26 protein-coding genes are annotated in these 20,650 nt (G+C 61.4%); 16 read left to right on the top strand and 10 right to left on the bottom strand.

All coding sequences use genetic code 11. The features are described 5' to 3' along the window. Positions 1 to 20 precede the first annotated feature (20 nt). From pmbA to ACF8FG_RS11295, 6 genes are all read left to right on the top strand, one after another. Positions 21 to 1,367, top strand: a complete 1,347-nt coding sequence (gene pmbA / locus ACF8FG_RS11320) for a metalloprotease PmbA (protein WP_014589820.1) — start codon at positions 21 to 23, stop codon at positions 1,365 to 1,367. A 243-nt stretch (positions 1,368 to 1,610) separates the two neighbouring features. Continuing rightward, positions 1,611 to 2,012, top strand: a complete 402-nt coding sequence (locus ACF8FG_RS11315; protein ID WP_012051310.1) for a hypothetical protein — start codon at positions 1,611 to 1,613, stop codon at positions 2,010 to 2,012. Next, on the top strand, positions 2,005 to 3,381 hold the full coding sequence (locus ACF8FG_RS11310) for a lyase family protein (RefSeq protein ID WP_004574481.1): 1,377 nt from the start codon (positions 2,005 to 2,007) through the stop codon (positions 3,379 to 3,381). Before ACF8FG_RS11315 ends, ACF8FG_RS11310 begins: the two co-directional genes overlap by 8 nt. 27 nt (positions 3,382 to 3,408) lie before the next feature. Further along, the gene (locus ACF8FG_RS11305) at positions 3,409 to 3,870 is read left to right on the top strand and encodes a hypothetical protein (protein WP_014589822.1); all 462 of its coding nucleotides are present in this window, start codon (positions 3,409 to 3,411) and stop codon (positions 3,868 to 3,870) included. Between the two features lies 1 nt (position 3,871). Continuing rightward, positions 3,872 to 4,483 carry a superoxide dismutase gene (locus ACF8FG_RS11300; RefSeq protein WP_014589823.1) on the top strand — a complete coding sequence of 204 codons (612 nt, stop codon included), beginning with the start codon at positions 3,872 to 3,874 and terminating at the stop codon, positions 4,481 to 4,483. 11 nt (positions 4,484 to 4,494) lie between these two features. Continuing rightward, the gene (locus ACF8FG_RS11295) at positions 4,495 to 5,388 is read left to right on the top strand and encodes a ZIP family metal transporter (protein WP_003255142.1); all 894 of its coding nucleotides are present in this window, start codon (positions 4,495 to 4,497) and stop codon (positions 5,386 to 5,388) included. A gap of 27 nt (positions 5,389 to 5,415) precedes the next feature. On the opposite strand, the gene ACF8FG_RS11290 is transcribed toward ACF8FG_RS11295, so the two are convergent. From ACF8FG_RS11290 to ACF8FG_RS11245, 10 genes are all read right to left on the bottom strand, one after another. Next, complete coding sequence (locus tag ACF8FG_RS11290; RefSeq protein WP_010952144.1) at positions 5,416 to 5,688, bottom strand: HPr family phosphocarrier protein; 273 nt, start codon at positions 5,686 to 5,688, stop codon at positions 5,416 to 5,418. Positions 5,689 to 5,706: 18 nt separating this feature from the next. Further along, positions 5,707 to 6,561 carry an RNase adapter RapZ gene (rapZ, locus tag ACF8FG_RS11285; protein ID WP_010952145.1) on the bottom strand — a complete coding sequence of 285 codons (855 nt, stop codon included), beginning with the start codon at positions 6,559 to 6,561 and terminating at the stop codon, positions 5,707 to 5,709. Positions 6,562 to 6,563: 2 nt separating this feature from the next. After that, complete coding sequence (ptsN, locus tag ACF8FG_RS11280) at positions 6,564 to 7,028, bottom strand: PTS IIA-like nitrogen regulatory protein PtsN (protein WP_003255137.1); 465 nt, start codon at positions 7,026 to 7,028, stop codon at positions 6,564 to 6,566. 12 nt (positions 7,029 to 7,040) lie between these two features. Continuing rightward, positions 7,041 to 7,349 carry a ribosome hibernation-promoting factor, HPF/YfiA family gene (hpf, locus tag ACF8FG_RS11275; protein WP_003255135.1) on the bottom strand — a complete coding sequence of 103 codons (309 nt, stop codon included), beginning with the start codon at positions 7,347 to 7,349 and terminating at the stop codon, positions 7,041 to 7,043. Positions 7,350 to 7,428: 79 nt separating this feature from the next. Further along, positions 7,429 to 8,922: an RNA polymerase factor sigma-54 gene (locus ACF8FG_RS11270; RefSeq protein ID WP_026031904.1), complete on the bottom strand. Its 1,494-nt coding sequence runs from the start codon at positions 8,920 to 8,922 to the stop codon at positions 7,429 to 7,431. 175 nt (positions 8,923 to 9,097) lie between these two features. After that, on the bottom strand, positions 9,098 to 9,823 hold the full coding sequence (lptB, locus tag ACF8FG_RS11265; RefSeq protein WP_003255132.1) for an LPS export ABC transporter ATP-binding protein: 726 nt from the start codon (positions 9,821 to 9,823) through the stop codon (positions 9,098 to 9,100). Further along, positions 9,824 to 10,348 carry a lipopolysaccharide transport periplasmic protein LptA gene (lptA, locus tag ACF8FG_RS11260; RefSeq protein ID WP_003255131.1) on the bottom strand — a complete coding sequence of 175 codons (525 nt, stop codon included), beginning with the start codon at positions 10,346 to 10,348 and terminating at the stop codon, positions 9,824 to 9,826. Then, positions 10,335 to 10,907 carry an LPS export ABC transporter periplasmic protein LptC gene (gene lptC / locus ACF8FG_RS11255; RefSeq protein ID WP_019438078.1) on the bottom strand — a complete coding sequence of 191 codons (573 nt, stop codon included), beginning with the start codon at positions 10,905 to 10,907 and terminating at the stop codon, positions 10,335 to 10,337. The genes lptA and lptC overlap by 14 nt, the downstream gene beginning before the upstream one ends. 8 nt (positions 10,908 to 10,915) lie before the next feature. After that, positions 10,916 to 11,440 (bottom strand): HAD family hydrolase, encoded by a 525-nt coding sequence (locus tag ACF8FG_RS11250; RefSeq protein WP_014589828.1) that lies wholly within the window; start codon positions 11,438 to 11,440, stop codon positions 10,916 to 10,918. A 12-nt stretch (positions 11,441 to 11,452) separates the two neighbouring features. Further along, the gene (locus ACF8FG_RS11245) at positions 11,453 to 12,427 is read right to left on the bottom strand and encodes an SIS domain-containing protein (protein ID WP_014589829.1); all 975 of its coding nucleotides are present in this window, start codon (positions 12,425 to 12,427) and stop codon (positions 11,453 to 11,455) included. A 248-nt stretch (positions 12,428 to 12,675) separates the two neighbouring features. Here ACF8FG_RS11245 and ACF8FG_RS11240 point away from each other — a divergent pair, with 248 nt between their 5' ends. The 10 genes from ACF8FG_RS11240 (at position 12,676) to hisC (ending at position 20,597) form a co-directional block, all read left to right on the top strand. Then, complete coding sequence (locus ACF8FG_RS11240) at positions 12,676 to 13,485, top strand: ATP-binding cassette domain-containing protein (protein WP_010952150.1); 810 nt, start codon at positions 12,676 to 12,678, stop codon at positions 13,483 to 13,485. Beyond that, entirely contained in the window at positions 13,485 to 14,282 is a 798-nt protein-coding gene (mlaE, locus tag ACF8FG_RS11235; protein ID WP_014589830.1) for a lipid asymmetry maintenance ABC transporter permease subunit MlaE, read from the top strand. Before ACF8FG_RS11240 ends, mlaE begins: the two co-directional genes overlap by 1 nt. Next, a complete protein-coding gene (gene mlaD / locus ACF8FG_RS11230; RefSeq protein WP_010952152.1) occupies positions 14,282 to 14,767 on the top strand; it encodes an outer membrane lipid asymmetry maintenance protein MlaD in 486 nt (161 codons plus the stop codon). Before mlaE ends, mlaD begins: the two co-directional genes overlap by 1 nt. A gap of 9 nt (positions 14,768 to 14,776) precedes the next feature. After that, a complete protein-coding gene (locus ACF8FG_RS11225; protein ID WP_003255123.1) occupies positions 14,777 to 15,424 on the top strand; it encodes a phospholipid-binding protein MlaC in 648 nt (215 codons plus the stop codon). Further along, entirely contained in the window at positions 15,421 to 15,723 is a 303-nt protein-coding gene (locus ACF8FG_RS11220) for a lipid asymmetry maintenance protein MlaB (protein ID WP_003255122.1), read from the top strand. The genes ACF8FG_RS11225 and ACF8FG_RS11220 overlap by 4 nt, the downstream gene beginning before the upstream one ends. A gap of 117 nt (positions 15,724 to 15,840) precedes the next feature. Then, the gene (locus ACF8FG_RS11215) at positions 15,841 to 16,080 is read left to right on the top strand and encodes a BolA family protein (protein WP_003255121.1); all 240 of its coding nucleotides are present in this window, start codon (positions 15,841 to 15,843) and stop codon (positions 16,078 to 16,080) included. Between the two features lie 23 nt (positions 16,081 to 16,103). After that, positions 16,104 to 17,369, top strand: a complete 1,266-nt coding sequence (gene murA / locus ACF8FG_RS11210; protein WP_003255119.1) for a UDP-N-acetylglucosamine 1-carboxyvinyltransferase — start codon at positions 16,104 to 16,106, stop codon at positions 17,367 to 17,369. A 91-nt stretch (positions 17,370 to 17,460) separates the two neighbouring features. Beyond that, a complete protein-coding gene (hisG, locus tag ACF8FG_RS11205; RefSeq protein WP_003255118.1) occupies positions 17,461 to 18,096 on the top strand; it encodes an ATP phosphoribosyltransferase in 636 nt (211 codons plus the stop codon). Between the two features lie 126 nt (positions 18,097 to 18,222). Beyond that, a complete protein-coding gene (hisD, locus tag ACF8FG_RS11200; protein WP_003255117.1) occupies positions 18,223 to 19,548 on the top strand; it encodes a histidinol dehydrogenase in 1,326 nt (441 codons plus the stop codon). Positions 19,549 to 19,550: 2 nt separating this feature from the next. Further along, positions 19,551 to 20,597, top strand: coding sequence for a histidinol-phosphate transaminase (gene hisC / locus ACF8FG_RS11195; RefSeq protein ID WP_241791643.1), 1,047 nt, complete (start codon positions 19,551 to 19,553; stop codon positions 20,595 to 20,597). Positions 20,598 to 20,650: the final 53 nt, after the last annotated feature.

Genomic DNA, 20,650 nt, shown 5'->3' with positions numbered 1-20,650 from the left:
GAATTTGAGTGGAGAGAACCATGAGTGCAGTCCAGAGCGTAGGTCCGAAAGACCTGCCAGCATTGCAGGAACAGGTCGAGGCGATCATCGCCGAGGCGCGTCGTCAGGGGGCCAGTGCCTGCGAAGTGGCGGTGTCGCTGGAGCAAGGGCTGTCCACCACCGTACGCCAGCGTGAGGTCGAAACGGTCGAGTTCAACCGCGACCAAGGCTTTGGTATCACCCTTTATGTTGGCCAGCGCAAAGGTTCGGCCAGCACCTCGGCCAGTGGTCCGGAGGCGATTCGCGAGACCGTCGCCGCAGCGTTGGCAATTGCCAGGCATACCTCCGAGGATGAATGCTCGGGCTTGGCCGACGCAGCGCTGATGGCGCGTGAAATCCCGGATCTGGACCTGTACCACGACTGGGATATCGAGCCCGAGAAGGCCATCGAAATGGCCCTGGCCTGCGAGGCGGCGGCGTTCGACGCCGACCCGCGCATCCTCAACGCCGATGGCACCACCCTCAATACCCACCAGGGCTGCCGTGTGTATGGCAACAGCCATGGATTCATCGGTGGTTACGCCTCGACCCGGCACAGCCTGAGCTGCGTGATGATTGCCGAAGGCGACGGGCAGATGCAGCGTGACTACTGGTACGACGTGAACCGCCAAGGCAACCTGCTGGCCGACCCGAGCAGCATCGGCCTGCGCGCTGCCCAGCGTGCCGCCAGCCGCCTTGGCGCCCGGCCGGTGCCAACTTGCGAGGTACCGGTGCTGTTCTCGGCCGAATTGGCCGGTGGCCTGTTCGGCAGCTTCCTGTCGGCCATTTCCGGCGGCAACCTGTACCGCAAGTCGTCGTTCCTGGAGGGTACCATTGGCCAGCGCCTGTTCCCTTCCTGGCTGACTCTCGACGAACGCCCGCATATTCCGCGCGCGTTGGGCAGCGCCGCCTTCGACGGTGATGGCCTGGCCACCTATGCCAAACCGTTTGTCGATAAAGGCGAGCTGGTGTCGTACTTGCTGGGTACCTATTCGGGGCGCAAGCTGGGTTTGCCGAGTACGGCCAATTCCGGTGGCGTGCACAACCTGTTCGTCAGCCATGGTGTCGAAGATCAGGCCGCGCTGATTCGCCGTATGGGGCGCGGGCTGCTGGTGACCGAACTGATGGGGCATGGCTTGAACATGGTAACGGGGGACTATTCCCGTGGTGCGGCGGGGTTCTGGGTCGAGAATGGCGAGATCCAGCATGCCGTGCAGGAAGTCACCATCGCCGGAAACATGAAGGACATGTTCCAGCAGATTGTCGCGATTGGCAGCGATCTTGAAACCCGTAGCAATATTCATACGGGCTCGGTGTTGATCGAGCGGATGACCGTTGCTGGTAGCTGATCTTTAGCCTGCGCCGGCCCTTTCGCGGGTAAATCCGCTCCTACACGGTGTTGGACGTACATCGGGGTTGGACACAGGCCGTGTAGGAGCGGGTTTACCCGCGAAGAGGCCGGCACAGCACTACACCTTTCTCTGCAAATCCGAAGACCCGGCCCTCGCGCCGGGTTTTTATTTCATCACGTTCTTCTTGAAGTGATTCTGTTTATCACTTAATAATGAATATCATTATCCAGTAACCCGGCGATGATGTTCATGAAATCCGTCCTCCGCGAACTGCCCTACCTGGAAAACTGGCGCTGGCTCAGCCGGCGCATTCGCTGTGCGCTCGATCCCGACGAGCCGCGCCTGATCGAGCATTACCTGGCCGAAGGCCGCTATCTGGTGTGCTGCACCGAAACCTCGCCATGGACGGTGGCGCTGACAGCGTTTCGCCTGCTGCTGGATACCGCCTGCGATCGCATGCTCCCCTGGCATTGGCGTTGCCTGTGCCTGGATCAGGCGTGGCGCCCTCTGCTGGACCTGCGCAACCTCGACCGCCAGGAGCAGAACCAACGCTGGCAACCCTATGCCCTGCAGTTGGCCAATTGCCGTCTGCTGCCTTCGATTTCTCCCGATGAACTGATGCAAGGATTTGATGATGAGTGATACCCGTATCGAGCGTGACAGCATGGGTGAGCTGCAGGTGCCGGCCCAGGCCCTCTACGGTGCCCAGACCCAGCGCGCGGTCGACAACTTCCCGATCAGCGGCCAGCGTATGCCGGCCCAGTTCATTCGTGCCTTGTTGCTGGCCAAGGCCGCTGCGGCCAAGGCCAACGTCGAACTGGAGCAACTGTCTGCCGGGCAGGGCCAGGCTATCGTCAAGGCTGTCGAGCAACTGCTGGCCGAGGACTTCATCCAGCACTTCCCGGTGGATGTGTTCCAGACAGGCTCTGGCACCAGTTCGAACATGAACGCCAACGAGGTGATCGCCACCTTGGCTACCCATGTACTGGGTGAGGCGGTCAATGCCAATGACCATGTCAACTGTGGCCAGAGCAGCAATGACATCATTCCGACCACCATCCACGTCAGCGCCGCGCTGGCCCTGCACGAGCAGTTGCTGCCAGCCCTGGCGCACCTGGTACAGGTGATCGAGGTCAAGTCGGCACAAGTACATCAGTTCGTGAAGACCGGTCGTACTCACCTGATGGACGCGATGCCCGTGCGCATGAGCCAGGTGCTGGATGGCTGGGCAGCGCAGATCAATGCTGCCAAGGCGCACATCGAAGGGGTGCTGCCGCACTTGCAGGCGCTGGCCCAGGGCGGAACCGCCGTGGGTACCGGCATCAATGCCCATCCGCAGTTCGCTGTCGGTTTCGCTCGCCAGCTCAGTGGCCTGACCAAGGTCGAGTTCACGCCCGGCCAGAACCTGTTCGCACTGATCGGCTCGCAGGACACTGCCGTGGCTTTGTCTGGCCAGCTCAAGACCACCGCGGTGGCGTTGATGAAAATCGCCAACGATCTGCGCTGGATGAACTCCGGTCCGCTGGCCGGTCTGGGCGAAATCGAGCTGCAAGCTCTGCAGCCGGGCTCTTCGATCATGCCAGGCAAGGTCAACCCGGTGATCCCGGAGGCCACTGCCATGGTCGCCGCCCAAGTGATTGGCAACGACGCGACCATCGCCGTCGCAGGCCAAGCCGGTAACTTCGAGCTGAACGTGATGCTGCCGGTGATCGCCCGCAACCTGCTGGAAAGCATCGAGCTGATGGCCAATGTCAGCCGCTTGCTGGCCGACAAAGCCATCGCCAGCTTCAAGGTCAATGAAGACAAACTCAAGGAAGCCCTCGCGCGCAACCCGATTCTGGTCACGGCGTTGAATCCGATCATCGGCTACCTCAAGGCCGCCGAAATCGCCAAGACCGCCTACAAGCAGGGTCGTCCAATCATCGATGTGGCGCTGGAGCACACCGACCTGTCCCGCGACCAGCTCGAAGCGCTGCTGGACCCGGAAAAACTCACCGCCGGCGGTATCTGACACTGCGTCACCGCCCAGGAGACAACCATGCAGCACTGGAAACGCACCACGGAAACCGCCAACCGCCTATTCGAACAAGGCGAGCTGGTGGACGCCCGGGAACACTACCTGCAAGCCTTGGCGTTGGCGCAGGTGCTGTTCGAGCGCTGGCATGACGTGGACGAAGCGGTGGCTGCATTCGTCATCGCCCACCACAACCTGGCTGACCTGCACCTGCGCCTTGACCAGCCGCATGAAAGCGCCGACTACCTGTGCGCTGCTCACCAGCGACTGCTGCAGGCCTGCCAGGAAGCGCGCCTGCCTCTGGCACTGCGTGATGCCGCCTTGCGCCACAGTGCGCGCACTTACACCGAGCTGCTGAGTTTCATTGCCGAGTATGGCCAGTACCCGCGTACCGAGCGCTTGCTCACCCGCCACAGCGCCGGGGCCAGCGAGCTCGCTGCCCAGCCGGATGTGGCACCCAGAACCCATGCCTACGGAATTCACTGACATGCCCCATACCTTGCCTGCATTGCCATACGCCTACGATGCGCTGGAACCACACATTGATGCCCAGACAATGGAAATCCACCACACCAAGCATCACCAGACCTACGTGAACGGCCTCAACGCCGCCCTCGAAGGTACCGAGTGGGCCGAATGGCCAGTGGAAAAACTGGTCGCTGCCGTCAAGCAACTGCCGGAAAACCTGCGTGGCGCCGTGACCAACCACGGCGGTGGTCACGCCAACCACAGCCTGTTCTGGACTGTCATGTCACCTCAGGGCGGTGGCGAGCCTGTGGGCCAGCTGGCGCAAGCCGTCACTGCACAACTTGGCGGCTTCGAGGCTTTCAAGGAGGCTTTCACCAAAGCCGCGTTGACCCGCTTCGGCAGCGGTTGGGCCTGGCTCAGCGTGACGCCGCAAAAAACCTTGATGGTGGAAAGTAGCGGCAACCAGGACAGCCCACTGATGCACGGCAATGCGCCGATCCTGGGCCTGGACGTGTGGGAGCACGCTTACTACCTCAAGTACCAGAACCGTCGTCCGGAATACATCGGTGCCTTCTACAACGTCATTGACTGGGTGGAAGTTGAACGTCGTTACCTTGAAGCCCTGAAGTGAGTCGGACCGGTATGCGCTCTGAGGTGATGTCTGTCAGCAGTGTGCGCCTGTTCCGCCTGGCGCTTGGGACTTTGCTTTTGCTGGCTGGCGCCGCGTTACTGGTGGCGCGGGGCCTCGCCTGGCTAGACCTCGACCCGCGCATGCTGCGCGCCCTGGAGGGCGGTGCTTTATGCGCGCTGGGTACAGCACTGGGCGCAGTACCGGTACTGGTCATTCGCAATATGCCCGTGGCGCTGGCGGATACGCTGTTGGGCTTCGGTGCTGGCGTGATGCTGGCGGCCACCGCGTTTTCCCTGATCATGCCGGGCCTGGCGGCGGCTCAGTCTATTGGCTTCAGCCCTTGGGGGGCCGGTGGCCTGGTCAGTTTTGGCCTGATGTTCGGGGCGTTGTGCCTGTTCCTGGTCGACCTCAAGGTATCCTGGGCTTCGCCGGAGGCGTTGGTGGGCACGGCAAACCAGCCGGTGATTGCAGCGCGTATCTGGCTGTTCGTGATTGCCATCATTGCCCACAACATCCCCGAAGGTATGGCCATTGGTGTGTCGGCCGGGGGTGGCATGGCCGACGCCGACAGCCTGGCCATGGGCATTGCCTTGCAGGATGTGCCTGAGGGGCTGGTGATCGCGCTGGTGCTGGCAGGGGCGGGCATGCCGCGCTTCAAGGCCTTCCTGATCGGCGCAGCCTCGGGCTTGGTCGAGCCGGTGGCGGCGTTGATCTGTGCCTGGCTGGTGAATGTGGCCGAACTGCTGCTGCCGCTGGGGCTGGCCTGTGCAGCGGGGGCGATGTTGCTGGTGGTCACCCAGGAAATCATCCCCGAATCGCGCAGCAACGGCCATCATCGACTGGCCAGCCTTGGGCTGTGTACAGGATTCTGTTTGATGATGGTGATGGATACCGCGATGTCCTGAACTTGTGCAAGCGCAGGTTTGCGAGGCCTATTCGCCTTCGTCAAAGAAATTGTTGATCAGCTCGACCAGTGCGTCCATGGCGTCGCTGTCCTGCTCGCCCTCGGTATGCAGGTGCACCTGGGTGCCTTTGCCTGCGGCCAGCATCATCACCGCCATGATGCTCTTGCCATCCACCAGCTTGTCCGGGGCGCGACCCACCCGTACCTGGCAGGGGAAGCGGCCGGCCACACCGACGAACTTGGCTGCCGCCCGGGCATGCAGACCCAGCTTGTTGATGATGGTGATTTCGCGGGCGGGCATCTGGGGCGGATCCTTGGGCTATAGGTCGCGATGGCGGACCTGGACGTTTTTCAGGGTTTGCTGCAGCTGTCGACCAAGGCGCTCGGTGATGTACACCGAACGGTGATGTCCGCCAGTGCAGCCGATGGCAATGGTTACGTAGGCGCGGTTGCTGGCAGCGAAGCGGGGCAACCATTTGAGCAGATAGCTGGAGATGTCGTTGTACATGTCTTCGACATCCGGTTGTGCGGCCAGGTAGTCGATCACGGGTTGATCGAGGCCCGAGTGCTCACGCAGTTCCGGTTTCCAGTACGGGTTGGGCAGGCAGCGCACGTCAAAAACCAGGTCGGCGTCGACCGGCATGCCCCGCTTGAACCCGAACGACTCGACCAGAAACGCTGTACCAGGCTCGGGTTGGTTGAGCAGGCGCAGCTTGATCGAGTCACGCAACTGGTACAGGTTCAGGTTGGTGGTGTCGATCTTCAGGTCGGCCAGGTCGGCAATGGGGCCCAACAAATCGCTTTCCACGCGTATCGCTTCCGCGAGCGAGCGGTTGGCGTTGGTCAGGGGGTGCCGCCTGCGGGTTTCCGAGAAACGCTTGAGAAGGACCTCTTCATCGGCATCCAGGTACAACACGTCGCACTGGATGTGCCGTGCGCGGGCTTCTTCAAGCAGCTCGGGGAAACGCATCAGGTGGCTGGGCAGGTTGCGCGCGTCGATCGAAACCGCCACCTTGGGCTGCAGCAATTCGGTGTTGATCAGTGCATTTTCCGCCAACTGCGGCAGTAGCCCGGCTGGCAGATTGTCGATGCAGTAGAAACCGCTGTCTTCCAGGACATCGAGGGCCGTGCTCTTGCCGGAGCCGGACCGGCCGCTGACGATGATCAGGCGCATGTTCAGTGCTCGTTCTGTACGTCCAGGACAACCTGGAACAGGGCCTCGTTGCTGGTGGCCGCACGCAGTCGATCACGGACCTCCTTGCGATCGAGCATGCTGGCAATCTGACGCAGAAGTTCAAGGTGAGCATCGGTGGCCGCTTCGGGCACCAGCAGCACAAACAGCAGGTCCACTGGCGCGCCATCGATGGCGTCGTAATCGATAGGCGCTTCCAGGTGCAGCAGGGCGCTGACTGGCGCGGAGCATCCTTCAAGCCGGCAGTGCGGGATGGCGATGCCATTGCCGAAACCGGTAGAACCGAGCTTTTCCCGGGCTACCAGTTTTTCGAAGACGTCCTGCATCTCCAGTTCTGGCACTTGGTCGGCGATGACAGTGGCGACCTTTTCCAGGGCGCGCTTCTTGCTGCCGCCCGGCACGTTCACGAGGGAACGGCCGGGGGTCAGGATGGTTTCAAGTCGGATCATGGATGAGGGGGATCAGCGGGCAGCTGCACCTTGCAGCAGGCTTTGCTGTTTTTCCTTGTGTTTTTTCAGTTGGCGGTCGAGCTTGTCGGCCAAGGCGTCGATCGCTGCATACATGTCTTCGTGTTCGGCGTTGGCTACCACTTCGCCGCCGGGAATCTGCAGGGTCGCCTCGACCTTCTGCTGAAGCTTCTCGACCTTCATGATTACCTGCACGTTGGTGATCTTGTCGAAGTGACTCTCCACGCGGGCGAGCTTTTCAAGCACGTAATCGCGCAGTGGCTGGGTGACTTCTACATGCTGTCCACTGATATTGACTTGCATACAGCTTCTCCTTTGTTGCCCGTGCATAAAGAGGCAGGTCTTGCACCTGCCACGAAAACGCTGTGGCACATCTCAGGGGCTACATCAGTCGCTTGCGTTCGCTCGACGGTGCGATGCCGAGAGACTCGCGGTACTTGGCGACGGTGCGACGGGCTACCTGGATGCCTTGTGCCTCCAGTAAACCAGCGATCTTGCTGTCACTCAATGGCTTTTTCTGATTTTCCGCCGCAACCAGTTTCTTGATGATCGCGCGGATCGCCGTGGACGAGCATTCTCCGCCCTCGGAGGTGCTGACATGGCTGGAGAAAAAGTATTTCAGTTCGTAGATGCCACGCGGGGTGTGCATGTATTTCTGCGTGGTAACCCGCGAAATGGTCGATTCGTGCATGCCTACGGCTTCGGCAATGTCATGCAGTACCAACGGCTTCATCGCTTCGTCGCCGTGGTCGAGGAAGCCGCGTTGGTGCTCGACGATCTGCGTGGCAACCTTCATCAGGGTTTCGTTACGGCTCTGCAGGCTCTTGATGAACCAGCGCGCTTCCTGCAGCTGGTTGCGCATGAAGGTGTTGTCGGCGCTGGTGTCGGCACGGCGCACGAAGCCGGCATATTGTGGGTTGACGCGCAGGCGTGGGATGGCTTCCTGGTTCAGTTCTACCAGCCAACGGTCGCTGTCCTTGCGCACGATGACGTCGGGCACCACGTACTCGGGCTCGCTGGACTCGATCTGCGAACCAGGGCGGGGGTTAAGGCTTTGTACCAGTTCGATGACCTGGCGCAGCTCGTCTTCCTTGATTTTCATCCGACGCATCAGCTGGCTGTAGTCACGGCTGCCGAGCAGGTCGATGAAATCGGTGACCAGGCGCTTGGCTTCGGTCATCCACGGGGTTGTAGCGGGCAGCTGGCGCAGTTGCAGCAACAGGCATTCGCCCAGGTTGCGGGCGCCGACGCCAGCCGGCTCGAACTGCTGGATGCGGTGCAGTACCGCTTCGACCTCGTCCAGCTCGATATCCAGCTCGGGGTCGAAACCGGCGCAGATTTCTTCGAGTGTGTCTTCCAGGTAGCCCTGGCCGTTGATGCTGTCGATCAGGGTCACGGCAATCAAGCGGTCGGTGTCGGACATCGGCGCCAGGTTCAACTGCCACAGCAGGTGGGTTTGCAGGCTTTCGCCGGCCGATGTGCGCGTGGTGAAGTCCCATTCGTCATCATCGTTGCTCGGCAGGCTGCTGGCGCTGGTCTGGTAGATGTCTTCCCAGGCGGTATCGACCGGGAGCTCGTTGGGGATGCGCTCGCTCCACTCACCGTCTTCCAGGTTGTCGGCGCTGACGGTGCTTTCCTGGAAACTGTTGTCCTGAACTTCGGCGGCCGGCTTGTTCTCGGCGTTGTCGGCCATCGGGTCGCTGTTGTCGAAGTCTTCGCCGTCTTCCTGACGTTCGAGCATCGGGTTCGACTCCAGCGCTTCCTGGATTTCCTGTTGGAGATCCAGGGTAGAGAGCTGGAGCAGGCGGATGGCCTGTTGCAACTGAGGTGTCATCGTCAGTTGCTGGCCCATTTTTAGGACGAGCGATGGTTTCATGGCAGGGGCTTAATACCTTGTTCGCCGGCGCGCATGCGCCATCCACTACACGAGGGCGCCGGAGCGCCAGATCAAGCAAGTTTTATGCCTTAAATTGTAGCGTTTGCCTAGAGTACCGTAACAACTTTACCCGCAGTTTCAGGGCTGTTTGCCAGTACTTCAGGCGCGTGCCGGGTCAGAGGCGGAACTCGTGACCCAGGTAAACTTCTTTGACCAAGTCGTTTGCCAGGATGGTTTCAGCGTCGCCTTCGGCGATCAGTCGGCCATCGTTGACGATATAAGCGGTTTCGCAGATATCCAGGGTTTCACGCACGTTGTGGTCGGTAATCAGTACGCCGATACCTTTGGCCTTGAGGTGGTGGATGATCTGCTTGATGTCGCCGACCGAAATCGGGTCGACACCGGCGAACGGTTCGTCCAGCAGGATGAACTTGGGTGCGGTTGCCAGGGCGCGCGCAATTTCGACGCGGCGGCGTTCACCACCGGACAGGCTCATGCCGAGGTTGTCCCGGATGTGGCTGATGTGGAACTCCTGCAGCAGGCTTTCCAGCTCTTTGCGGCGGCCGTCCCGGTCGAGGTCCTTGCGGGTCTCGAGGATGGCCATGATGTTGTCGGCGACCGACAGCTTGCGGAAGATCGAGGCTTCCTGCGGCAGGTAGCCGATTCCGGCGCGGGCGCGGCCGTGCATGGGCTGGTGGCTGACATCGAGGTTGTCGATCAGTACGCGGCCCTGTTCGGCCTGGACCAGCCCGACAATCATGTAGAAGCAGGTGGTCTTGCCGGCGCCGTTGGGGCCGAGCAGGCCGACGATCTGGCCGCTGTCGATAGACAGGCTGACATCACGTACTACCTGCCGCCCCTTGTAGCTCTTTGCCAGATGCTGGGCTTTGAGGGTTGCCATTTACTCGGCCTTCTTCTTGGGCTGGATCACCATGTCGATGCGCTGGCGGGGTGTTGTCACATTGCCACCGCGACCGGCGGTCGCCACCTGGGTCTGGGTGTTGTAAACGATCTTTTCGCCTTCGGTGGTATTGCCTTCGCTCTCGACCTTGGCGCGGTCGGTGAGAATGACCAAGTCCTTCTGCGACTGGTACTGGATGGTTACGCCCCAGCCTTTCATCTTGTCCGGCTTGGCTGCGCTCTGCTGCTGCTCGAAGTAGGCCAGGTTGCCCACCGAGGTCACTACGTCGATATCGCCAGAGGCGGAGCGGGTAATGGTCACGGTGTTGCCTTTGATCATCATCGAACCCTGAGTGATGATCACGTCGCCGGTGTAAGTGGCCACGCCTTGCTTGTCATCCAGGTGAGCGTTGTCGGCCTGGATGCGGATAGGCTGGTCACGGTCGTTCGGCAGGGCGAGGGCGCTCGCGCTTCCCAGTGCTGCGCTCAGGCTGAGCAAAAGGGGGAGGGTTTTAACGAGCCTCATACTGTCCTCTTACGTTAGAGAGCAAGTCCATCTTGCCTTCTTTCAAATACGCTTTCATGCCTTTGCCCGTAGTTGTGCCTCCGGCGCCGTCGATTCTAACGGCTTGCTCGGTCTGCGCATATTGCTTCTGCGGGAACACGGTCATGCGTGAGCTGGTGATGATGGTTTCACGCTGCTTTTCATCGGTGCGGGCAATCCGCACCTTGTCGATCAGTTCGACCTCGGTACCGTCAGGATTGACCTCGGCGCGCGTGCTCTGCACATGCCACGGGTACTCGGTGCCGCGGTACAGGTGCAGGTCCGGTGTGGTCACCTGGGTGATTTCGCTGGTCTTGAGGTGTTCGATCCTGTCGGCGGTCATTTCGTATTGCAGCTTGCCGTCGGGCAGGAACTGCACGCTATGGGCGTTGATCGCGTAGTAATCGATGGCGCTTTCGTCGACCTGGGCCACGGGCTTGTCGAGGAAGCTTTCCGGGCTGACATTCCAGTAGCCAATGGCTACCAACAGGGCGGCTATCGCCCCGAGCAGCGCAATGTTTCGGGCTTTCTTGCTGAGCATGGGCAGCCTTACAGATAGTTGGCGTTGGCAGCGTCCAGGGTGCCCTGGGCCTGCATGATCATTTCGCAGAATTCACGGGCCGCACCTTCGCCGCCACGTGCCTGGGTCACGCCGTGGGCGTGTTGGCGTACGAACGGTGCGGCGTTGGCTACGGCCATGCCCAGAGCCACCCGGCGAATCACCGGCAGGTCGGGCAGGTCGTCGCCCAGGTAAGCCACTTGATCATAGCTTAGGCCCAGTTCGGCGAGCAGGCCGTCAAGCACCACCAATTTGTCCTCCCGGCCTTGGTAGAGGTGCGGGATACCGAGGTTTCTGGCCCGGCGTTCGACCACTGGGGTCTTGCGCCCGCTGATGATCGCGGTGGTCACGCCCGAGGCCATGAGCATCTTGATGCCCTGGCCGTCGAGGGTATTGAACGTCTTGAATTCGCTGCCATCCTCGAGGAAGTACAGGCGGCCGTCGGTGAGCACGCCGTCCACGTCGAACACTGCCAGCTTGATGCCTTTGCCGCGTTGCATGAGGTCCTGGTTCATTCCATCGCTCCTTTACATTACGCCGGCGCGCAGCAGGTCATGCATGTTCAGGGCGCCGGTCGGGCGGTCTTCACGGTCCACCACCACCAGGGCGTTGATCTTGTGGTCTTCCATTATCTTCAGGGCTTCGGCGGCGAGCATGTCGGCACGCGCAGTCTTGCCATGAACGGTCATGACCTGGTCGATCGGGGTGGTGTGCACATCGATATTGCGGTCCAGGCTGCGGCGCAGGTCACCGTCGGTGAAGATCCCGGCCAGTTTGCCATCGGCTTCGACGATCACGGTCATGCCCAAACCTTTGTGGGACATTTCCAGCAGCGCGTCCTTGAGCAGGGTGCCGCGTGGAACTTGAGGCAGATCGTCGCCGGCGTGCATCACGTTCTCGACCTTCAGCAGCAGGCGGCGGCCCAGCGCGCCTCCCGGGTGCGAGAAGGCGAAGTCCTCGGCGGTGAAGCCGCGGGCTTCGAGCAAGGCGATGGCCAAGGCGTCGCCCAGTACCAGCGCTGCCGTGGTGGAGGAGGTGGGTGCCAGGTTCAGCGGACAGGCCTCTTGTTCGACACGTGCGTCAAGGTTGACCTCGGCGGCCTGGGCCAGCGGCGAGTCCGGGTTGCCGGTCAGGCTGATCAGCTTGATGCCAAGGCGCTTGATGAACGGCAGCAGGGTGACGATTTCGGCGGTGCTGCCAGAGTTCGATAGCGCAAGGATGACATCATCACGGGTGATCATGCCCATGTCGCCATGGCTGGCTTCGGCCGGATGCACGAAAAACGCCGGTGTGCCGGTGCTGGCCAGGGTCGCGGCGATCTTGTTGCCGATGTGCCCGGACTTGCCCATGCCGACCACGACGACCCGACCCTTGCTGGTCAGAATCACTTTGCAGGCTTTGACGAAATTGTCGTCGATGCGCGCCAAAAGGGCCTCTACGGCCTCGAGTTCCAGGCGCAGAGTGCGTTGGGCAGATTGGATCAGCTCGCTGGATTGGCTCATGTCGAAAAAGCAATGCCTGATGAAAGGGCGTCGATTATACGCGCAATGATGAAAACCCTCACCTCCTCGATTGCTGTAGTGAATACCACCAAAGCCTGTCCCGGGGCTGAACGACTGCTTGTCCGGCCTTGGGGCGGGGCTGTCAGCGGTGCTATAGTTCGCCGCTATTCGGCCTGTCAGGGGTGCGTGTGCCTTCCAGATGGAGGCCGGCGTCCATTAGGACGAGGCTGCATTAGCAAGGAGTCTAGATGAGTGTGGATAGCGCCTACGCGGTCGAGTTGAAGGGAGTAACCTTCAAACGTGGTTCGCGCAGCATTTTCAGCAACGTGGACATCAGCATCCCGCGCGGCAAGGTCACCGGCATCATGGGGCCATCGGGGTGCGGCAAGACCACGTTGCTCCGCCTGATGGGCGCACAGTTGCGCCCCTCGAGCGGTGAGGTATGGGTTGCCGGGCAGAACCTGCCGACGCTGTCGCGCAGCGACCTGTTCGACGCCCGCAAGCAGATGGGCGTGCTGTTCCAGAGCGGCGCGTTGTTCACCGACCTCGATGTGTTCGAGAACGTCGCGTTCCCGTTGCGCGTGCATACTCAGCTGTCGGACGAAATGATCCGTGACATCGTGCTGATGAAGCTGCAGGCCGTGGGCCTGCGCGGTGCCATCGACCTGATGCCCGACGAGCTGTCCGGTGGCATGAAGCGCCGTGTGGCGCTGGCCCGGGCGATTGCCCTGGACCCGCAGATCCTCATGTACGACGAACCGTTCGTCGGCCAGGACCCGATCGCCATGGGGGTACTGGTGCGCCTGATTCGCCTGCTCAACGATGCCCTGGGCATCACCAGCATCGTGGTTTCCCATGACCTGGCAGAAACCGCCAGCATCGCCGACTACATTTACGTGGTAGGTGACGGCCAAGTGCTGGGCCAGGGGACGCCTGATGAGCTGATGGGTTCGGACAATCCACGAATCCGCCAATTCATGAAAGGCGACCCGGATGGCCCGGTTCCCTTCCACTTTCCCGCGCCTGACTACCGCGCCGACCTGCTGGGGGCGCGTTGATGCGCAGAAAATCCTTACTCGAACGTGTCCGCCTGCTGGGCCGCTCGGCAATCGACGTGCTGGCCGTGCTCGGGCGTTCGTGCCTGTTCCTGTTCCATGCGCTGGTCGGTCGCGGTGGTATTGGCGGCGGCTTCCAGCTGCTGACCAAGCAGTTGTACTCGGTGGGTGTGCTATCGCTGGCGATCGTCGTCGTGTCCGGCGTGTTCATCGGCATGGTGCTGGCGCTGCAGGGCTACAGCATCCTGGCCAAGTACGGCTCGGAGCAGGCGGTAGGGCAGATGGTCGCCCTTACCCTGCTGCGTGAACTTGGCCCGGTGGTAACGGCGTTGCTGTTTGCCGGGCGTGCCGGTTCCGCGCTGACCGCCGAAATCGGCAACATGAAGTCCACCGAGCAGTTGTCGAGCCTGGAAATGATCGGTGTCGACCCGCTCAAGTACATCGTTGCGCCACGCCTGTGGGCCGGTTTCATCTCGCTGCCGCTGTTGGCGCTGATCTTCAGCGTGGTCGGTATCTGGGGTGGCTCGTGGGTGGCGGTGGATTGGCTGGGTGTCTACGAGGGCTCGTTCTGGGCCAACATGCAGAACAGTGTTTCTTTCACTGACGACGTGCTCAACGGGCTGGTCAAGAGCCTGGTGTTTGCTTTCGTCTCGACCTGGATCGCCGTATTCCAGGGGTACGACTGTGAGCCCACCTCAGAAGGGATCAGTCGTGCAACCACCAAGACCGTGGTCTATGCCTCGTTGGCAGTGCTGGGTCTGGACTTTATTCTGACCGCCTTGATGTTTGGAGATTTCTGATGCAAAACCGCACCCTGGAAATCGGTGTCGGCCTGTTCCTCCTGGCCGGGATCCTGGCGCTGCTGCTGCTGGCCCTGCGTGTCAGCGGGCTGTCGGCCAGCCCGAGCAGCGATACCTATAAAGTTTATGCTTACTTCGACAATATCGCCGGTTTGACGGTCAGAGCTAAAGTGACCATGGCCGGTGTGACCATCGGCAAGGTCACCGCCATCGATCTGGACCGTGATTCCTACACCGGTCGGGTGACGTTGCAGCTGGACAAGTCGGTCGATAACCTGCCGACCGATTCCACTGCCTCTATCCTGACCGCCGGTTTGCTTGGTGAGAAGTACATCGGCATCAGCGTTGGCGGTGAAGACGAAGTGCTCAAGGATGGTGCAACCATCCATGACACACAGTCGGCACTGGTGCTGGAGGATCTGATTGGCAAGTTCCTGCTCAACTCTGTTGGCAAGGAACCGAAAGAAGCGCAACCGGCTAATTAAGGAGTACCCATGATTTCGATCCTGCGACGTGGCTTGCTGGTGCTGCTGGCGGCCTTCCCCCTGCTGGCCCTGGCTGTGCAGACACCGCACGAAGTGGTTCAAAGCACCACCAATGAACTGCTCGGCGACCTCAAGGCCAACAAGGAACAGTACAAGTCCAACCCCAACGCCTTCTATGACTCGCTCAACCGCATTCTCGGCCCGGTGGTGGATGCTGACGGTATCTCGCGCAGCATCATGACCGTGAAGTACTCGCGCAAGGCGACCCCGGAGCAGATGCAGCGCTTCCAGGAAAACTTCAAGCGCAGCCTGATGCAGTTCTATGGCAATGCCTTGCTCGAGTACAACAACCAGGGCATCACTGTCGACCCGGCTAAAGCCGACGACGGCAAGCGCGCCAGTGTCGGCATGAAGGTTACCGGCAACAACGGTGCCGTGTACCCCGTGCAGTACACCCTGGAGAACATTGGCGGCGAGTGGAAGGTGCGTAACGTGATCGTCAACGGCATCAACATCGGCAAGCTGTTCCGTGACCAGTTCGCCGATGCCATGCAGCGCAATGGCAATGACCTGGACAAGACCATCGACGGCTGGGCCGGCGAAGTGGCCAAGGCCAAGCAGGCTGCCGACAACTCGCCAGAGAAGACCGTCAAATGAGCGAGGCCGCTGTAAGCATGGCAGAGCCGGGCGTGCTGCGTCTGGCTGGCGTGCTGGATTACCGCAGCGGCCCGGCCTTGCGCAAGCAAGGCAAGGTGCTGATCGATGGCTCGCGCGAGCCGCGACTGGTGCTTGATTGCTCGGCTGTCGAGAAGTCGTCGAGTGTCGGCTTGTCGTTACTGCTTGCGTACATGCGTGATGCTCAGGCCACTGGCAAGGCGTGCGAAGTGCGTGGCATGCCTGACGACATGCGGGAAATTGCCGAGGTCTATGATCTCGATGAAGTGCTGGCAAGCTAGTGGCCCGGCACGGATGATGGCCCCTCGGTCAGCGAAGCCTTCGTTGGGCTTCGCAGGCGAGGGGCTTTTTTGTATGATGGCCGACCCGTGCGCATCGGGCGCCGATTGAGGTTGAGCATGCAGGCCGTAGAAGTTAAAAGCTTCCTTGAAGAGAAATTGCCGGGTTCCCGGGTCGAAGTTGAAGGCGAAGGCTGCAACTTCCAGTTGAACGTGATCAGCGACGAGTTGGCTGGCCTGAGTCCGGTCAAACGCCAGCAGGCGATCTATGCTCACCTGAATCCGTGGATCGCCAATGGCAGCATCCATGCGGTAACCATGAAATTTTTCAGCAGCGCAGCCTGGGCTGAGCGCACCTGAGCCAACTTGGCGGCGAGACTCCAATGGACAAACTGATTATTACTGGCGGCGCTCGCCTTGACGGCGAGATCCGCATTTCGGGCGCGAAGAACGCAGCCCTGCCGATTCTGGCAGCGACCCTGCTGGCCGATGGCCCGGTCACCGTGGGCAACCTGCCGCACCTGCACGACATCACCACCATGATCGAGCTGTTCGGGCGCATGGGCATCGAGCCTGTGATCGACGAAAAGCTGTCGGTGGAGATCGATCCACGCACCATCAAGACCCTGGTCGCGCCGTACGAGCTGGTCAAGACCATGCGCGCCTCGATCCTGGTGCTGGGCCCGATGGTTGCCCGTTTCGGCGAAGCCGAAGTGGCCCTGCCTGGCGGTTGCGCCATTGGCTCGCGCCCGGTCGATCTGCACATCCGTGGCCTTGAGGCCATGGGGGCGAAGATTGAAGTGGAAGGCGGCTACATCAAGGCCAAGGCGCCTGAAGGTGGCCTGCGTGGCGCGCACTTCTTCTTCGACACCGTCAGCGTGACCGGTACCGAGAACATCATGATGGCCGCTGCCTTGGCCAAGGGCCGCAGCGTGTTGCAGAACGCCGCGCGTGAGCCTGAAGTGGTCGACCTGGCCAACTTCATCAACGCCATGGGCGGGAACATTCAGGGCGCCGGTACCGACACCATCACCATCGATGGTGTCGAGCGACTGGATTCGGCCAACTACCGCGTGATGCCGGACCGCATCGAGACCGGTACCTACCTGGTTGCCGCTGCCGTGACCGGTGGCCGCGTCAAGGTCAAGGACACCGACCCTACCATCCTCGAAGCCGTGCTTGAAAAACTGAAGGAAGCGGGTGCCGACATCAACACCGGCGAGGACTGGATCGAACTGGACATGCACGGCAAGCGGCCGAAAGCCGTGAATCTGCGTACTGCCCCGTATCCGGCGTTCCCCACCGACATGCAGGCGCAGTTCATCTCGCTGAATGCCATTGCCGAAGGCACTGGCGCGGTAATCGAGACCATCTTCGAAAACCGCTTCATGCATGTTTACGAAATGCACCGCATGGGCGCGCAGATCCAGGTCGAAGGCAACACCGCCATCGTCACTGGCGTCAAGGCGCTGAAGGGTGCCCCGGTCATGGCCACCGACCTGCGTGCTTCCGCCAGCCTGGTGCTGTCGGCGCTGGTTGCCGAAGGCGATACCCTGATCGATCGCATCTACCACATCGACCGTGGTTACGAGTGCATCGAGGAAAAACTGCAGATGCTCGGCGCGAAAATCCGCCGCGTACCGGGCTAGTACCCCGCGGGTGCAAGGACGCACCTTTTGAATTGAATGCGGCCAGGTCGATGACCTGGCCGGCAGCAGCCGCTTAAGGACCGACGTTCCAATGTTGACCATCGCGCTTTCCAAAGGCCGTATTCTCGACGATACCTTGCCGTTGCTCGCCGAGGCCGGCATCGTGCCGACCGAAAACCCGGACAAGAGCCGCAAACTGATCATTCCTACCACGCAGGACGATGTGCGCCTGCTGATCGTGCGTGCCACCGACGTGCCGACCTATGTCGAGCATGGTGCTGCCGACCTGGGTGTGGCCGGCAAGGACGTGCTGATGGAGTACGGCGGCCAGGGCCTGTATGAGCCCCTGGACCTGCAGATTGCTCAATGCAAGCTGATGACCGCGGGCGTAGTCGGCGCAGCCGAGCCCAAGGGCCGCCTGCGTGTGGCCACCAAGTTCGTCAACGTAGCCAAGCGTTACTATGCCGAACAAGGTCGCCAGGTCGACATCATCAAGCTGTATGGCTCGATGGAGCTGGCGCCGCTGATCAACCTTGCCGACAAGATCATCGACGTGGTCGACACCGGCAACACCCTGCGTGCCAACGGCCTGGAACCCCAGGAACTGATCGCCACGATCAGCTCGCGCCTGGTGGTCAACAAAGCCTCCATGAAAATGCAGCACGCCCGTATCCAGAGCCTGATCGACACGCTGCGTCAAGCGGTCGAATCGCGACACCGCGGTTGACTCCTGCGCGCGACCTTCGCTGTCGCGCCCGTCTATCCGCGTCATAGCCATTTTTCTCGGGTGCCCGCGCGGATGGACTGGTAGCCTAGGGCGCCTGAGCATTCGCTAATAATCGAGGCCCTCGCCATGACCGTGTCCACTGCAATTGCCCGTCTCAACGCTGCTGATCCGGATTTCGCCCGACATCTGGATCATCTGCTGAGCTGGGAAAGTGTGTCCGATGACGCGGTCAATCAGCGGGTGCTCGACATCATCAAGGCCGTGCGTGAACGCGGTGATGCGGCGCTGGTGGAATTCACCCAGCGCTTCGATGGTGTTGACGCCAAGTCGATTGACGACCTGATCCTCAATCGCGCGCGCCTGGAACTGGCGCTGACCCGTATTACCCCGGTCCAGCGCGAGGCCCTGGAAAAGGCCGCCAACCGTGTGCGCATTTATCACGAGCGGCAGAAGCAGGATTCCTGGCAGTACACCGAGGCCGACGGCACCGTGCTCGGCCAGAAGGTCACCCCGCTGGACCGTGCTGGCCTGTATGTGCCGGGCGGCAAGGCGTCGTACCCGTCGTCGGTGCTGATGAACGCCATCCCGGCCAAGGTTGCCGGCGTGGCTGAAGTGGTGATGGTGGTACCGACCCCGCGTGGTGAGGTCAACGAGCTGGTGCTGGCGGCTGCCTGCATCGCCGGTGTCGACCGGGTGTTCACCGTCGGTGGCGCCCAGGCCGTGGCTGCGCTGGCCTACGGGACTGAAAGCGTGCCGCAGGTGGACAAGATCGTCGGCCCGGGCAACATCTACGTTGCCACCGCCAAACGCCACGTGTTCGGCCAGGTAGGCATTGACATGATCGCCGGCCCCTCGGAAATTCTCGTGGTGTGCGACGGCCAGACCGACCCGGACTGGATCGCCATGGACCTGTTCTCCCAGGCCGAGCACGACGAAGACGCCCAGGCCATCCTGGTCAGCCCGGATGCCGCTTTCCTCGATCGCGTGGCTGCCAGCATCGACAAGCTGATGCCGACCATGGAACGTGCCGATATCATCGAGAAGTCGATCAATGGCCGTGGTGCGCTGATCCAGGTACGTGACATGCAGCAGGCCATGGACGTGGCCAACCGCATCGCACCGGAGCACCTGGAGCTGTCGGTGGCCGACCCGCAAGCCTGGCTGCCACACATTCGCCACGCTGGCGCGATCTTCATGGGCCGCCACACCAGCGAAGCGCTGGGCGATTACTGCGCTGGCCCTAACCACGTGCTGCCCACTTCAGGTACCGCGCGTTTTTCGTCGCCGCTGGGGGTGTATGACTTCCAGAAGCGTTCGTCGATCATCTTCTGCTCCGAACAGGGCGCGTCCGAACTGGGCCACACTGCCTCGGTCCTGGCCCGTGGCGAGTCGCTGACCGCCCACGCCCGCAGCGCTGAATACCGTATTTTGACCCAAGAGAAGGGGAACTGAGCATGAGTCGATTCTGGAGCCCCTTCGTCAAGGACCTGGTGCCTTACGTGCCGGGCGAGCAACCCAAGCTGGCCCGCCTGGTCAAGCTGAACACCAACGAAAACCCCTATGGCCCGTCGCCCAGGGCGCTGGAGGCCATGCGCGGCGAGCTGAACGATAACCTGCGCCTGTACCCGGACCCGAACGGTGACCGTCTCAAGCAAGCGGTGGCCGAGTACTACGGCGTGACCCCGGCGCAGGTGTTTGTCGGCAACGGCTCGGACGAGGTGCTGGCGCACATCTTCCACGGCCTGTTCCAGCACGATGCGCCGCTGCTGTTCCCGGACATCAGCTACAGCTTCTACCCGGTCTACTGCGGCCTGTACGGCATTGCCTTCGAACAGGTGGCCCTGGATGAGCAGTTCCAGATCCGCATTGAGGACTACAGAAAGCCCAACGCTGGCATCATCTTCCCCAACCCCAACGCGCCGACCGGTTGCCTGATGCCGTTGCAGATGGTGGAGCAACTGCTGCAGGCCAACCGTGATTCGGTGGTGGTTGTGGATGAGGCCTACATCGATTTCGGTGGTGAAACGGCGATCAGCCTGGTGGATCGCTACGATAACCTGCTGGTTACCCAGACGCTGTCGAAGTCGCGCTCGCTGGCGGGGCTGCGAGTTGGCCTGGCGGTGGGGCACCCGGACCTGATCGAGGCGTTGGAGCGGATCAAGAACAGCTTCAACTCCTATCCACTGGACCGTGCAGCTATCGTCGGCGCGGCGGTGGCGTTCGAAGACCGTGAGTACTTCGAGGAAACCTGTCGCAAGGTGATAGACAGCCGCGAGATGTTGGTCGGTCAGCTGCAGGCCAAGGGCTTTGAGGTGCTGCCGTCGGCTGCCAACTTCATCTTCGCCCGCCACCCGCAGCAGGATGCCGGCGAGCTGGCGGCACGCTTGCGTGAGCAGGGCGTGATCGTGCGTCACTTCAAGCAACCGCGTATTGCCCAGTTCCTGCGGATTACCATCGGTACGCCGGAAATGAACCAGGCACTGCTGGATGCGTTGAACTGACGTGTAGGAGCGGGTTTACCCGCGAATACGGTAGCGGCGGCAGCGGCGAACGG

Source organism: Pseudomonas sp. YQ_6, assembly GCF_043103245.1.
In the GTDB taxonomy this organism is placed as follows: Bacteria; Pseudomonadota; Gammaproteobacteria; order Pseudomonadales; family Pseudomonadaceae; genus Aquipseudomonas; species Aquipseudomonas alloputida.
Note: the sequence above shows the minus strand (reverse complement) of the source record. Positions and strands in the feature narration are given on the sequence as shown.